Source organism: Sporosarcina saromensis (genome assembly GCF_054901285.1).
In genome coordinates this window covers 627794-642341 of the sequence record NZ_CM142738.1, presented here as the reverse complement: position 1 = coordinate 642341, position 14548 = coordinate 627794, and the positions used below count along the sequence as shown (strand labels likewise).

The following is a 14548-nucleotide window of genomic DNA, read 5'->3' as shown; positions in this document are numbered from 1 at the left end:
CAAGGGGGTATAGTTGAAATGTCTATTATTTTCAGCTATAGTCAATAATGAAATTATGGATGGAGGCCAGCACATGACGAATACATACGCCATCGTCCTTGCTGCAGGACAAGGGACGCGGATGAAATCCGATTTATATAAAGTATTGCATCCTGTTTGTGGGAAACCAATGGTCGAGCACGTTGTCGACCATATTATTGGAATCGGAGCGGATAAAATCGTTTCGATTGTCGGTCACGGCGCAGAAATGGTGGAACAAACACTAGGAGCAAAAAGCGAGTACGCGCTTCAAGCGGAGCAATTAGGCACTGCACATGCTGTGCAACAAGCAGAGGCGCAACTCGGTGAGCTGGATGGTGTCACTCTCGTCGTCTGTGGCGATACACCGCTTATCAAATCGGAAACGATGCAAGCATTACTAGCACATCATACCGAAATGAAAGCGAAAGCGACAATTCTTACAGCGCATGCAGATGATCCGACAGGTTATGGTCGTATTATCCGAGATGAGGAAGGGAATGTCCTTCGCAATATCGAGCATAAGGATGCATCACCAGAAGAACGAAATGTGACTGAAATTAATACTGGGACGTATTGTTTTGATAACCGAGCGCTTTTTGAAGCACTAAAGAAAGTGAAAAATGACAATGCGCAAGGTGAGTACTACCTACCCGACGTCATTGGAATCTTAAAAGCTGAAAATGCACGTATCGCAGCTTTTGTAACCGATGATTTCAGTGAAACCATTGGTGTCAATGACCGTGTCGTATTGGCAGAGGCTGAAAAAGTGATGCGTCAACGTATTGCTGAACAACATATGCGCAATGGCGTAACCATCATTGATCCAAGCAACACGTACATTAGTGCAGATGCTGAAATTGGGCGTGACACAGTGCTGCAGCCGGGTACGATGATTGAAGGTCACACAACAATCGGTGAAAAGTGTACGATCGGACCAAACAGTCATATTAGCAACAGTAAAATTGGCAATGATACAACCATTCATTCGTCAGTCGTACGCGACAGTACAATCGGGTCAGGTACGACAGTAGGGCCGTTCGCACATATCCGTCCGGATACCAATCTCAGCGACAATGTTAAAATCGGCAACTTTGTAGAAGTGAAAAAGACGATGTTAGGGGAAGGAAGCAAGGTTTCTCACCTAAGCTATATCGGCGATGCGGAAGTCGGTACCCATGTGAACATCGGTTGTGGAACAATTACAGTGAATTACGATGGGAAGAATAAATTCCAAACGACCATTGAAGATGGTGCATTCGTCGGCTGCAATTCTAATTTAGTTGCACCTGTAAAAGTTGGTAAAGGCGCTTATGTCGCGGCCGGATCGACGGTTACAAAAGATGTACCAGAAAATTCACTTGCAATTGCGCGCGCGCGCCAGGAGAATAAAGAAGGATACGCAACAAAACTAAATCATAACTAACTAGGGGGGCCATGATGGCTAATCATTATCCTGACAATAAACTGAAGATATTCTCTTTAACATCGAACGAATCACTTGCACAACAAGTGGCAGACGAAATCGGTCGTCCACTCGGCAAGTGCTCTGTCAAACGTTTCAGTGACGGAGAAATTCAAATTAACATCGAAGAAAGTATCCGAGGCTGTGACGTCTTTGTCATCCAGTCCACCTCTAATCCTGTCAACGATAACTTGATGGAACTACTAATTATGATTGATGCATTAATGCGTGCTTCAGCACGTACCATCAATGTCGTTATGCCATATTACGGCTATGCGCGCCAAGACCGTAAAGCACGTTCTCGTGAACCGATTACAGCTAAGCTTGTAGCAAACCTGCTTGAAAAAGCGGGAGCTGACCGCGTCATTGCTATTGACTTGCACGCACCTCAAATTCAAGGTTTCTTTGATATTCCAATCGACCACCTTGTTGCAGAACCAATCCTTACTGAATATTTCAAAGGGAAAGGTCTAGAGGGGAATGAGCTCGTCATCGTATCTCCGGACCACGGTGGTGTTACGCGTGCAAGAAAAATGGCGGATCGTATGAAAGCACCGATTGCGATCATCGACAAACGACGTCCACGCCCGAACGTTGCCGAAGTAATGAGTATCGTTGGTAATGTCGAAGGAAAGACGGCTATCCTCATTGACGATATTATTGACACAGCCGGAACGATTACAATCGCAGCGAACGCGATCATCGAGAACGGCGCGAAGGAAGTGTATGCTTGCTGTACACATCCGGTCTTATCTGGTCCTGCAATCGAACGAATCGACAATTCACGCATTAAAGAATTGGTCATTACGAACTCGATCGAACTACCAGAAAGCAAAAAATCTCCAAAAATCAAACAATTATCGATTGCGAAACTCCTAGGAGAAGCAGTCATCCGCGTGTTTGAAAAGAAATCTGTCAGCACATTGTTTGAGTAAGCAAGCAATATAGTTTACCGTCGTCTGATTTTGGGTATTTCAAGAGATAGAATAACTTTTTTTAGGAAAGGTGACTACGCACATGAGTACAGCAATTCAGTCGAAACGAAGAGAAACTAAAACGCGATCAGCTTTATCAGCATTAAGAAAAGATGGGTACATTCCATCAGTCGTTTATGGATACAAAACAGAATCTACACCAATCGCAATTAAAGAACGTGATTTACTATTCACGTTGCGCGAAACAGGACGAAATGGTGTCATTAAACTGGATGTAGACGGCGAGGAATTGAACGTCGTGTTAAACGACTATCAACAAGACGCATTAATAGGCGATATCCGCCATGCGGACTTTTTGGCCATTAACATGACAGAAGAGCTTGAAGTCAACGTAACCGTCAATCTTGTCGGCCAATCCATCGGGGAGAAAGAAGGCGGCATTGTACAACAGCCAAACTTTGAAGTGCTTATTAAAGTGAAGCCTTCAGATATCCCTGAATCATTTGATGTTGACGTTTCAGGCTTGAAAATTGGTGAAACGATTACTGTCGGAGATGTCCGCGAGCAGTCGAAATTTGAAATTCTGAATGACGATGACTACAGTCTTGTTTTAATTTCTGCGCCACGAACGGAAGCAGAGTTGGACGAGCTGGATGCCGATGGAGCAGCACCTGATGCAGAACCTGAAGTCGTTGGCGATCAAGACAAAGAGTAATACACAGAAGCTAAGGAGCGCACGTTTCCATCCGTGCGCCCTTTTTAACATTGTATTGAAAAGCATTGAGTAGTGTATGGAATATCACGACCGTCAAAGGAAGAGTAAACTTATGAAAATGATAATTGGACTCGGGAATCCGGGTAAGCAATATGAAATGACCCGTCATAATGTCGGCTTTCATGTAATTGATGAACTGGCGAAGCAGATGGATGCACCTGCCATGCAACTAAAGTTCAACGGCGCCTATACGATCATTCATCGTCCTGAAGGAAAAGTGATGCTCGTCAAGCCACTCACTTACATGAACCTCTCTGGCGAATGCGTAGCCCCGCTCATGGATTATTATGATATTCATCCTGATGAAATTGTCGTAATCTACGACGACCTTGACCTTACGCCAGGAAAATTACGGTTGCGCCAAAAGGGGAGTGCAGGTGGCCATAATGGTATGAAATCATTAATTGCCCATCTTGGAACGGATACATTTAATCGCATTCGTATTGGCGTCGGTCGCCCTACAGGTGGCATGAAAGTGTCAGATTACGTTTTGTCTTCATTCAGTAAGGAAGAACAGCCTCTGCTGGATGAAATGGTGAAAAAGAGTGCATCAGCTTGTCTAGACTGGCTCAAAAGCCCGTTTCTCGATGTGATGAATCACTATAATAAAGCATAAGGAATAATCACACATCATTTAGCCTATACTTTGTGTAAAAGGGGCTGATGATAAGTTGACGATCCGTTATTCATGTAGACATTGTAATACAGAAGTCGGTAGCATTCCGTTTTCATCTGCCGGCGAAGTCATTCAGCAAGTGCAACAAACGGAACGAGAGCATGATGGACATGAGCATTTTATTGAATATAATCAAGATGGTTCGTTGACCGTTCGGTGCATTTGTGAGGAATGCGAACAGTCACTTCTGCTGTTCCCGGATTACTATGCATTAAAGAAATGGCTACAATAGAACTGCTGCTTTGGCGTTTTCGGCGCACAAAGCTTTTTTCACTTCAATTCATTCATCTATTGCAAAGCGAGGATATTGATCATTGGATGCGCTCATAAATTTATTTTTACAAGAAAAAGAGATTCATAAAGTCATTAAAGACTTACAAACAGGACAAGATCGTCAACTGCTGGCAGGACTCACAGGCGGTGCAAAAGCGGTCTTTTTTAAGGCTGCCTACGAGAGTACGGACAAACCGATCCTTCTCATTACTGCAAATATGTTGCAAGCTCAACGTACATACGAAGATTTAGTGAAAATGCTCGGCGAGTCGCTCGTGCATTTGTATCCAGCAGAGGAATTGGTAGCTGCTGATTTTTCTGTATCGAGCTATGAGCTCCGAGCTAGCCGGATTGACACGCTCAATCATATGGCCCGTGTTGGAAAAGGCGTTTACATTACACCCGTCGCAGGGATGAAAAAACTTCTTCCAGCGAAAGAACAGTGGCTCTCACATTCGCTCACGACAAAAGTGGATGACGCCATCGATGTGGAGGAATGGGTTCAAAAGCTTATTCAAATGGGGTATGCCCGTCAAGATATGGTGACGACACCTGGTGATTTTGCACTTCGAGGCGGAATTTTAGATATATTTCCGTTGACGATGGACCAACCTGTCCGCATTGAACTGTTTGATACGGACGTCGATTCCATTCGTACATTTTCTGCGGATGATCAGCGGTCCACTGACAAATTGGACACAGTAACCATTCTGCCGGTTACAGAGCACGTTTGGGATGCGACTCATTTACTGCAAATAGCAACCAACTTAGAAGAAGCGTTGCGAACGAGCTTGAAACGGATGAAAAACGACCATGCCAAAGAATCATTAACAGAAAACATCTCCCGCGACATCGATTTGTTGAAAACAGGTATCGTTCCAGAAGGGATGTTGAAATACGTTTCGTTTTTAGAACGGGTACCGTCCTATTTAGGGGACTATTTTCCAGCAGATGGACTTGTTTTATTCGATGAAATTGGCCGGATTGTAGAAGTTGCTTCAGCAATGGAAAATGAAGAGAAGGAGTGGTTTTTGACACTTCTTGAGGATGGAAAGATCGTTCATGATGCAAAAATTTCGTTCTCGTTTGATGAAATGCATAAGATGCTTGAGCAACCAAAAAATTATTTATCTTTATTTGTCCGTAATGTACCGGGAATTGTTCTGAAAAAGACCGTATCGTTTTCCTGTAAGCCGATGCAAGAATTCCACGGGCAGATGCAATTATTGAAAAATGAAATGGAACGATGGAAACAAGGGAAATACAACATATTCGTTGTAGTGGATGGAGAAGAGCGCATCCAAGAAGTCCAATCCATCTTGGGAGATTACGAGATGGAGGCTACTGTTAATGGCAAACCATCGGATGAGGGCGTTCTATCTATTATTAGTGGTGACCTGTCCGGCGGATTTGAACTTCCATTCCAGCGAGTAGCGGTCATTACAGACGCAGAGTTGTTCAAAGGGAAGCCGAAACGAAAAGCTCGTCCGCAAAAGATGACGAATGCGGAGCGCATAAAGAGCTATTCAGAGATAAAACCTGGAGACAATATCGTTCACGTCCATCACGGAATCGGGAAATATTATGGTGTCGTGACGCTCGAAGTAAATGGGGTGCACAAAGACTACCTCGATATCCGTTATCGTGGGGAAGATAAACTGTTTGTCCCTGCTGATCAGATTGATTTGATTCAGAAATATGTTGCTTCAGGTGAGAAAGAGCCGAAATTGCATAAACTTGGCGGCGCCGAATGGAAAAAGACGAAAAACAAAGTATCGTCTGCTGTCAAAGATATCGCGGATGATCTCATTAAGTTATACGCCAAGCGCGAGGCGGAAAAAGGCTATGCGTTCTCTCCAGATGATGATCTACAACGCTCCTTTGAAAATGCTTTTCCGTATGATGAAACGGAAGATCAACTTCGTTCAATCATGGAAGTGAAGCGGGATATGGAAAGGGAACGCCCGATGGATCGTCTTCTTTGCGGAGATGTTGGATATGGGAAAACCGAAGTGGCGATCCGATCAGCTTTCAAGGCTGTTTCAGACGGTAAACAAGTCGCATTCCTTGTTCCGACTACTATTTTAGCCCAGCAACATTACGAGACGATGAAAGAACGTTTTGCAGGCTTTCCTGTAGAAGTGTCTTTGTTGAACCGTTTCCGTACAAAAAAACAGCAGACAGAAACATTGAAAGGCTTAAAGGCAGGTACGATTGATGTGGTCGTTGGCACACATCGCCTGCTATCCAAAGATGTTGTTTATAAAGACCTTGGTCTGTTAATTGTCGATGAAGAGCAACGATTCGGTGTGACCCATAAAGAGAAGTTGAAACAATTGAAAACAAACGTCGATGTTCTAACCTTGACTGCAACACCGATTCCACGCACGCTTCATATGTCGATGTTGGGTGTTCGGGATCTATCTGTCATCGAGACACCACCTGCAAACCGCTTTCCGGTGCAAACGTATGTCATGGAGCACAATTTTGGATTAGTGCGTGAAGCGATTGAGCGGGAGATGGGACGTGGCGGTCAAGTATTTTATCTCTACAATCGAGTCGAAGACATTACGCGCAAAGTCGATGAAATTAAACAACTTGTACCTGAAGCACGCGTTGCCTTTGCACATGGGCAGATGGGAGAATCTGCACTTGAAGCGGTCATACTCAGCTTCCTTGAAGGTGAGTATGATGTCCTTGTGACGACGACAATTATTGAAACGGGTATTGATATACCGAATGTCAACACGCTCATTGTGCACGATGCAGATCGTATGGGCTTGTCACAGTTGTATCAGCTGCGCGGGCGCGTTGGACGTTCGAATCGTGTTGCGTATAGCTACTTTTTGTACCAACGGGATAAAGTGCTGACAGAAGTGGCGGAAAGTCGTTTACAAGCCATTAAGGAATTTACGGAACTTGGATCAGGCTTTAAAATTGCAATGCGTGATTTATCGATCCGTGGTGCAGGCAACTTGCTTGGATCTCAACAGCATGGCTTCATTGATTCGGTTGGATTTGACTTGTATTCGCAAATGTTGCAAGAGGCAATTGAAGAGAAACAGACAGGCGTTGTGAAAGCCGACATTCCGGATGTTGAAATTTCATTGCCCATCAACGCGTACTTGCCGGATACGTATATTAAGGATGGTTTCCAAAAAATCCAGATGTATAAACGAGTCAAAGCAATCGAAAATGAAGCGGATTACAGCGAACTTGTCGATGAAATGACAGACCGTTTCGGAGATCTGCCACTTGAAGCGGATTTGCTGTTACGTATCGGAAGAATAAAGGCGTGGGGCCGTATGGCAGGCGTCGAATCCATCAAAAAGCAACGTTCTATAATTGAAATCCGACTCTCTAAAGAAGGTACCGCTCAAACGGATGGTGCGAAAATTGTCGCGGATTCCATGCGCTTTGGCAAAGCAGTCGGTTTTACAATGGAAGACGGCCGACTGATCTTGACGGTAGATGAACGGTTTACTGGAAAGCAAACAGATTTCGATGTGTTGGAAGAAATGATGCGGATTTTGCAAGCGTCCCTAAAAGAAACAAGCGGCACAAGTTCCGTCTAAAGGTTCTGTTGCATAAAATGTCCAAACATGATGCATACTATATTCGAACGGAAAACGGTATTCAATTACTGGGAAAGTGAGGCATCATGCATGAAAGCAACAGGGATCGTGCGCAGAATTGATGATTTAGGCAGAGTGGTCATTCCAAAAGAAATTCGAAGGACCCTCCGTATCCGCGAAGGAGACCCGCTTGAAATCTTTACCGACAGGGATGGAGAGGTCATTCTTAAAAAGTACTCCCCGATATCCGAACTCGGTCAATTTGCGAGAGAATACGCAGAAACACTTTACGAAACACTTGGAACACCCGCACTCATCAGCGATAGAGATGAGATGATCGCCGTATCCGGGTTATCAAAAAAGGATTATTTAAACCGACAATTAGCTCCGGATGTGGAAGAAATTTTATCGGGCCGAACAATCGTCACGGAAAAACTAGAAAAAGCAGTGGAATGGGTGCCCGGTCAAGTCGAGCAAGTGAAATCCTACTGTGTCGCTCCGATTGTAGCTGGAGGAGACACAATCGGTGCAGTCTACTTGCTATCGAAAGTCCACTTTATTGGAGAAGCTGAACAAAAAGCAGCAGAAACCGCCGCACACTTTTTGGCGAAACAGATGGAACAATGAAAAACAGCCTGCACGCACCGGGAAGCATCGGGGTGGGTGGGCTGTTTTTATGTAATACATTACTTTTCTTCGTAATCTAGAAAATCATTTATCTAACGAAAATGGCGTTTTCTCTTTCAGTGTGGTTTATTTTTTAAGATAAAAAACCTAGTAAAGATGCATTGAAAGTTCAACTCATATACGTTAAACACCGTTCAACATTCGTACTATTATGACTATTTTGTTTTCCGCTAAACCAGCTCTCATGCTATACTACAAATAACTAAAACGGTACTGATGAATACAGTGTCTCCAGCTTTAAAAAATAATACTGGTAGAAAGGATAGGATATGATGAGCATTCAAAGGAATGAAAATAAGCATTATACTTTTCAAGACTTCTTGTCGTGGGATGAGGGCAGCCGATATGAAATTTTTGATGGCGTTCCTGTATTGCTTGCATCGCGAACGACGAAACACCAAGGCGTTGTCTCTTTTTTGACGATAGCGTTTGGCATGTATTTCAAAGGTGAAAAATGCCGAGTCTTTCCCTCTCCGTTCACAGTACGTTTTTCTGAAATAGATGATTATGACAATGCAGATAATGTATTTGAACCAGATCTTTCAATTATATGCAATAAAAATCAGCTCGATAAATTTGGGTGCCAAGGTGCCCCTAAACTTATTGTAGAGGTGTTATCCCCGTCTACAAGTAGGAATGATAGAATTCCAAAATACAATGCATATCAAAAGTTCGGGGTTCCAGAGTATTGGATTGTAGATCCATTAAATGAAACTGTGGAGGTCTATGTGATAGATGGAGGCATATACCAACGCGGAAATGTGTATGGACGAGAAGACGTGATTAAATCGCATCAATTTGAGCATTTGGAGATAATAGGGGAAGAAATGTTCTCATACGGTGAATAACATAAGCAAGTTCTACTGATTAGAATAATGGTGAGACCATAACTGAAACTATACCTCTGCGCTCCAAAAGTTACGCTCTCCGTGTCGTGCACCTAACGCTCTCCTTTTTTGAAAAGATCATGTAAAAGAAACAATAAAAAACAGCCCACACATACTGATTGATTCGGATGTGGGCTGTTTTATTTTTTATTCAACGGACAATACGGGCATTTCTCGGTATTTGGCAATTCCTTATACAAGCAACAAGTCGTCCGTTTATAATTCGTCATGGCTTCAAGAACGGGCTCGTTTTGTAAAAATTGCTTGAAAGGCGAGCGCCGCAGTTGAGGTGTCCAAGTTGCATCATGTAACAAAAAGTTCAAATCATCTTGGGCGGATGGACTATTTTCCTGGAATAGCATTGAGTACATCCAAATGACGTAGCCCCAAATGTTTTCCCAAAGAATCAATTTTGAAATAGGTGCACGCTTACTTAAATAGTTCACGACCGGATGTCCATACTGTTCAAGAAGGAAACGAATATCGTTTTCCCGGTCCTGTACCGTCCTAAAAGGTTCGGAAGGGATGGAGAATGATAGGTTCCCTTCACCGACTTCGACTGCAATATCCTCTAATCTTCCCGTCCATCGCAAGTTAAATTTGCTAATCATATGCAGGTGAGCCGCTATGAAGAAACCGTATCTGCGCATAAAAATGGATAGCGCCACAGCATCTGTAGGGGCACCCATTTGTGTTTGAATCAAATGTATTATTTGCGAACTCCCTGCATGCGTTAATAGATCCTCAACTTTCATAAGGCCCATTGGCTGATCACTTATGGATACATTAAAACGTTCCAATGCGGCTAGTTGTTCAGCATTCAACTCAGGCACCTGTATGACTCCTTAAAACGGGCACGATGCAACGCCCGCGACCAAATGGCACACAATGCGGTGTTCCGAATAGAGGATCCGTCGAAACTTGGCACTCCATACCGAATACCGAACGGACAAGGTCACAGGTGATGATATCTTCCGGTCTTCCTTGCGCAAAAACCGCGCCGTCTTTAATGGCGACAATATTGTGTGCATAGCGTGATGCCAAATTCAAGTCGTGCAGTACCATAACGATTGTCCGGCTCTTTTGCTCATTTAATTCGAACAGTAAATCCAAAATCTCAATTTGATGGGTCATGTCGAGATACGTCGTCGGTTCGTCCAATAAAATGATGTCGGTATCTTGTGCAAGTGTCATCGCAATCCAAGCACGTTGACGTTGGCCCCCCGATAATGTATCAATGGCTTGATCGCGCAAATTGCTGATTTTTGTTGCTTCCATCGCCGCTTCGACCTTCTTCGTATCTTCTTCTGTCCAACGGGAAAGCCATGACTGATGCGGATAGCGACCTTGCTTCACGAGATCGTGGACCGTCAATCCTTCAGGTGACACAGGGCCTTGAGGAAGGATCCCCATCTTCTTCGCAACATTGCGTGAAGACATCGAATGAATATCTTTTCCTTCGAGTAAAACGGATCCATCGGAAGGCTTTAATAACCGGGCAATCGAACGAAGCAACGTGGACTTCCCACAACCGTTGCTTCCGACGAAGACCGTAATTTCCCCTTTAGGGATTGTTAAATTCAAATTCTCAAACAGCAAATGATCCTGATAGCCGATGGAAAGGTTTTTCGTATTTATCGTAGGGTGCATGAAACATGCCTCCGTTTCATTGATAATCCAAAGAAATGACAACGTAAGTACTTACTAGCATACCATATTTTCGTTTAATTGAGAATGAATATCATTAATTTGTAAAAACACTTTACAAACGACTTGCTTACAGCTTACACTACTAATTGATAATGATTATCAGCATGGAGGAATGAAGTATGAATAAATATATGAAGACGTTTTTACTAATGGCTTTAAGTGCAATCCTTTTAGTCGGCTGTTCGACAAATAAAGCTGACAATGAAGACAAAGGAAGCGATAAAGCTGAAAGCAGTGTGACGGTTACAGGTTCAAACGGTGAAGTAACATTGGATGAGCCTGCTAAAAAAGTTGTTGTCCTTGAATGGACATATGCGGAAGATTTGCTTGCACTTGGTATCCAGCCGACAGGAATGGCGGATATTCAGGAATATCATAACTGGGTGAACATCGATGCGGAGTTAAGTAAAGATGTCGCTGATGTCGGTGGTCGACAAGAACCGAACCTAGAGGCAATTGCTGCACTTGAGCCGGACTTGATCATCGGTGTAAGTTTCCGTCATGATGCAATGCTTGCAGATTTGGAGAAAATTGCACCAACAGTCATCTTCAATCCGTATCCTGAGGATGAATCAATTGATTTGTATCAAGAGATGACGACGACGTTCAACGAAATTGCAAAAGCTGTAGATAAAACAGATGAAGCAGAAAAAGTATTGGCGGATTTAGACGCTAAATATGAAGAAGCGAAAGCTGAAATCGAGAAAGCGGATTTGAAAACAAAGGATTTCATCCTGACGCTTGCTTACTCAGGTCCTCAAGCTCCGGAAATTCGGGTATTCACACCAAACTCAATGGCTTCTCAAATTCTTGAAAAAATCGGTTTGAAAAACGTTCATGTACCCGATCAGTTTGAAGTATTCGGCTCTAGTACGTTCAACGTTGAAGGATTGACGAAATATGAAGATGCTAACTATCTGTATACGGTTCAAGATGCAGATAATGTGTATAAGAACCAATTAAAAGACAATGCAGTTTGGAAAAACTTGAACTTCGTGAAGGAAGATCGACTATTTGACCTAGGTGGGGACACTTGGTTGTATGGAGGCCCACTTTCAGCTGAAACAATGCTGAATCGAATTGTTGATACGATGGTCAACAAATAATGGCTAGCAATACGTCAGGGAAAAGATCGTTGTTCGTTTGGATCAGCGGTCTTTTCCTGTTGGTCGTTTTATCCTTTATTCATTTGACGCAAGGCCAGGCGGATTATAGCGTTTCACAGTTAGTGAAAGAGGTATGGGTAGAGGGACGTATTCAAGATATCGTTCTCTCTCTCCGACTTCCACGGTTAGTCATCGGGATTTTAGCAGGTGGTGCACTTGCGGTTGCAGGTGCAGTATTGCAAACGTTGACGAATAACCCTCTAGCATCTGCGAGTACACTTGGGATTAACGCGGGTGCATACTTTTTTGTTGTCGTTTCGATGATTTTTTTTCCGTCAGTACTTGGAGACTTTCCATTCCTCGTTGCATTGGCAGGTGCAGTTCTTTCGTCAGTACTTGTCGTCACACTTGCGGGGAAACAGATGGAACCGGTCCGCGTCGCGTTGACGGGAATGATTATCTCGTTATTGTTCGCATCGATGACCGGCTCGTTACAACTGTTATTTGAAAATCAAACGAACGGACTCTTTTTATGGGGTTCAGGCACTCTTGTGCAATTGAACTGGAACGGCGTATCGTTCGCAGGTCCGATGATCGTTGTTCTGTTCCTTATGACGCTCGCATTGGCAAAACCGATGGACATTCTATCGTTAGGTGAAGATGTCGCATCATCCCTTGGACAAAATGTACCAGTTGTAAAATTGTTGGCGTGGGCTGCTGCCATTCTTCTTGCTGCGACAACTGTAAGCGTCGTTGGTCCAATCGGCTTCATTGGTTTAATGGCGCCGCATATTGTGCGCATGCTCGGCATCAGAGGACATCTACACATTTTCCTTCAATCGTTTCTTTGGGGCAGTGTAATGCTCATTGGAGCAGATGTGTTAGGCAGACTGATTCAACCAGGTCAAGAAGTACCGGTCGGAGCGATGACGGCTTTAGTCGGTGGCCCTTGGTTATTGTATTTGGCTTGGAAGACCGCTAAAACACATACGAAAGGCGATCGCCAAATGGGCGGTACGCTGAAGCCGGTGAAACTGCCGATTGTAATTGTAATCATTGCCGCTTTAATTGTTGCTGTGTTGACGATGGCGTTATCATTTAACGGTTCGGTATGGTCGATGGACTGGATGAAACCGGTGATTTGGAACTTCCGCGTGCCACGAGTGCTGACGGCTTTCATTGTAGGGGTCATGCTTGCGTTAGCCGGGGTTTTATTGCAAGGTGTCTTACGGAATCCATTAGCGGACGCTAGTGTGTTAGGTGTCACGTCGATGGGTGGCGCTGGAGCGATGTTGTTACTAGTCGTCTTCCCGGCAATCCCTGTTCAGTATATGCCGCTTGGCGCGGTAGTAGGCGCTTCAATTGCCCTAGTCATCATTTTAGCGACGTCTTGGAAAAATAACTTTCAGCCGATGCTTGTCGCCTTGATGGGGATAGCAATTTCTGCATTCGGCTCAGCAGCTACACAAGTGTTTGTCGTCAAAGCGAAGTTAGCCGTTGCCGCTGCACTCGTCTGGTTGTCCGGTAGCACATACGGAAAAGGGTGGGACGATGTACAGCTCGCCTTAGTGATGGTCGCTCTTCTTCTCGGCCCGGCCATCTATTTGACACGAAGTTTGGATACATTGACATTCGGTGATGACGTAGCTGCAGGACTCGGTCTATCTGTCAAATCGACACGTGTCTGGGCATTGGTCGTCGGGGTGGCAATTAGTACAGCCGGTGTTGCGATTGTCGGGACAATCGGATTCGTGGGACTTGTAGCGCCGCATATCGCACGTAGACTCGTAGGTTTCCGCCATTTACCATTACTAGTCGTGTCGGGCTTATTGGGCGGTTTGTTGCTTGTCACGGCGGATTTCGTTGGCCGCATACTGATTGCGCCAAAAGATATCCCGAGTGGACTGGTCGTAGCGTTGATTGGTACGCCGTATTTGCTTTATTTGCTCAGGAAAATGAAATGAAACAGCCACGCTTCCGTTTTGTAAACGGGGGTGTGGCTGTTTTCTAATTAGAAACTTTTCGTTTTGTAAAATCATCAATCTTTTATTACTTTTAATCAGGCGTGTTGATTAACCAATTTATAGGATGTTAGACCAAACAATAATCCTTATTATCCTCGATAAACACCGGATTTCCGCTCCAGGCGGACGCGTTCCGCGGGCACGGCTTCAGCCGCTTCCCTCGCTTCGCTCAGTCCAGGGTCTTCAGCTCGAGCTGTTCCCGCAGGAAAAGTCGTAACGAAGAACGACTTTTGCGAACAAAAGCGAAGCGTTGAGAGCACATCTTTGCATTTCGCCGCCTTCCGCTCCAATCCTGAAAAGCAGTACCTATAGTATATGACATAGAAAGAGTTGTCATATGCTAGTTGGCTGGAGTGCAGACGCCGACTCCAGCGGGGGGATAGCACGAATGGTGAGACCCCGGCGGGAAAGCCGTCA

At 44.3% G+C, this 14548-nt stretch carries 12 protein-coding genes; 10 read left to right on the top strand and 2 right to left on the bottom strand.

What is annotated here, in order from left to right:
* Positions 1–73 precede the first annotated feature (73 nt).
* From glmU to ACVHUV_RS03040, 8 genes are all read left to right on the top strand, one after another.
* Entirely contained in the window at positions 74–1444 is a 1371-nt protein-coding gene (glmU, locus tag ACVHUV_RS03075; protein WP_462086086.1) for a bifunctional UDP-N-acetylglucosamine diphosphorylase/glucosamine-1-phosphate N-acetyltransferase GlmU, read from the top strand.
* A gap of 14 nt (positions 1445–1458) precedes the next feature.
* Positions 1459–2418, top strand: a complete 960-nt coding sequence (locus tag ACVHUV_RS03070) for a ribose-phosphate diphosphokinase (protein ID WP_371391687.1) — start codon at positions 1459–1461, stop codon at positions 2416–2418.
* A gap of 82 nt (positions 2419–2500) precedes the next feature.
* The gene (locus ACVHUV_RS03065) at positions 2501–3133 is read left to right on the top strand and encodes a 50S ribosomal protein L25/general stress protein Ctc (protein ID WP_371391686.1); all 633 of its coding nucleotides are present in this window, start codon (positions 2501–2503) and stop codon (positions 3131–3133) included.
* 112 nt (positions 3134–3245) lie between these two features.
* Positions 3246–3809, top strand: a complete 564-nt coding sequence (gene pth, locus ACVHUV_RS03060; RefSeq protein ID WP_462086085.1) for an aminoacyl-tRNA hydrolase — start codon at positions 3246–3248, stop codon at positions 3807–3809.
* A gap of 55 nt (positions 3810–3864) precedes the next feature.
* Positions 3865–4101: an anti-sigma-F factor Fin gene (locus ACVHUV_RS03055; RefSeq protein ID WP_462086084.1), complete on the top strand. Its 237-nt coding sequence runs from the start codon at positions 3865–3867 to the stop codon at positions 4099–4101.
* Positions 4102–4183: 82 nt separating this feature from the next.
* Complete coding sequence (gene mfd, locus ACVHUV_RS03050; RefSeq protein ID WP_462086083.1) at positions 4184–7717, top strand: transcription-repair coupling factor; 3534 nt, start codon at positions 4184–4186, stop codon at positions 7715–7717.
* 90 nt (positions 7718–7807) lie between these two features.
* On the top strand, positions 7808–8344 hold the full coding sequence (spoVT, locus tag ACVHUV_RS03045) for a stage V sporulation protein T (RefSeq protein WP_317945894.1): 537 nt from the start codon (positions 7808–7810) through the stop codon (positions 8342–8344).
* Between the two features lie 332 nt (positions 8345–8676).
* Entirely contained in the window at positions 8677–9252 is a 576-nt protein-coding gene (locus tag ACVHUV_RS03040; RefSeq protein ID WP_462086082.1) for a Uma2 family endonuclease, read from the top strand.
* A 179-nt stretch (positions 9253–9431) separates the two neighbouring features.
* On the opposite strand, the gene ACVHUV_RS03035 is transcribed toward ACVHUV_RS03040, so the two are convergent.
* The gene (locus ACVHUV_RS03035; RefSeq protein ID WP_462086081.1) at positions 9432–10124 is read right to left on the bottom strand and encodes a hypothetical protein; all 693 of its coding nucleotides are present in this window, start codon (positions 10122–10124) and stop codon (positions 9432–9434) included.
* Complete coding sequence (locus ACVHUV_RS03030) at positions 10117–10941, bottom strand: ABC transporter ATP-binding protein (protein ID WP_462086080.1); 825 nt, start codon at positions 10939–10941, stop codon at positions 10117–10119. The genes ACVHUV_RS03035 and ACVHUV_RS03030 overlap by 8 nt, the downstream gene beginning before the upstream one ends.
* A gap of 179 nt (positions 10942–11120) precedes the next feature.
* Between ACVHUV_RS03030 and ACVHUV_RS03025 the strand changes: the two genes are divergently transcribed.
* A complete protein-coding gene (locus tag ACVHUV_RS03025; RefSeq protein ID WP_317945889.1) occupies positions 11121–12107 on the top strand; it encodes an ABC transporter substrate-binding protein in 987 nt (328 codons plus the stop codon).
* Between the two features lie 29 nt (positions 12108–12136).
* On the top strand, positions 12137–14071 hold the full coding sequence (locus ACVHUV_RS03020; RefSeq protein ID WP_462086079.1) for an iron ABC transporter permease: 1935 nt from the start codon (positions 12137–12139) through the stop codon (positions 14069–14071).
* The last annotated feature ends 477 nt before the right edge of the window (positions 14072–14548 follow it).

Excerpts from the sequence above, each read along its gene's own strand:
- pth (WP_462086085.1), top strand. The coding sequence starts at position 3,246 with ATGAAAATGATAATTGGACTCGGGAATCCGGGTAAGCAATATGAAATG.
- ACVHUV_RS03025 (WP_317945889.1), top strand. The coding sequence starts at position 11,121 with ATGAATAAATATATGAAGACGTTTTTACTAATGGCTTTAAGTGCAATC.
- ACVHUV_RS03065 (WP_371391686.1), top strand. The coding sequence starts at position 2,501 with ATGAGTACAGCAATTCAGTCGAAACGAAGAGAAACTAAAACGCGATCA.
- spoVT (WP_317945894.1), top strand. The coding sequence starts at position 7,808 with ATGAAAGCAACAGGGATCGTGCGCAGAATTGATGATTTAGGCAGAGTG.
- ACVHUV_RS03030 (WP_462086080.1), bottom strand. The coding sequence starts at position 10,941 with ATGCACCCTACGATAAATACGAAAAACCTTTCCATCGGCTATCAGGAT.
- glmU (WP_462086086.1), top strand. The coding sequence starts at position 74 with ATGACGAATACATACGCCATCGTCCTTGCTGCAGGACAAGGGACGCGG.
- ACVHUV_RS03040 (WP_462086082.1), top strand. The coding sequence starts at position 8,677 with ATGAGCATTCAAAGGAATGAAAATAAGCATTATACTTTTCAAGACTTC.
- ACVHUV_RS03070 (WP_371391687.1), top strand. The coding sequence starts at position 1,459 with ATGGCTAATCATTATCCTGACAATAAACTGAAGATATTCTCTTTAACA.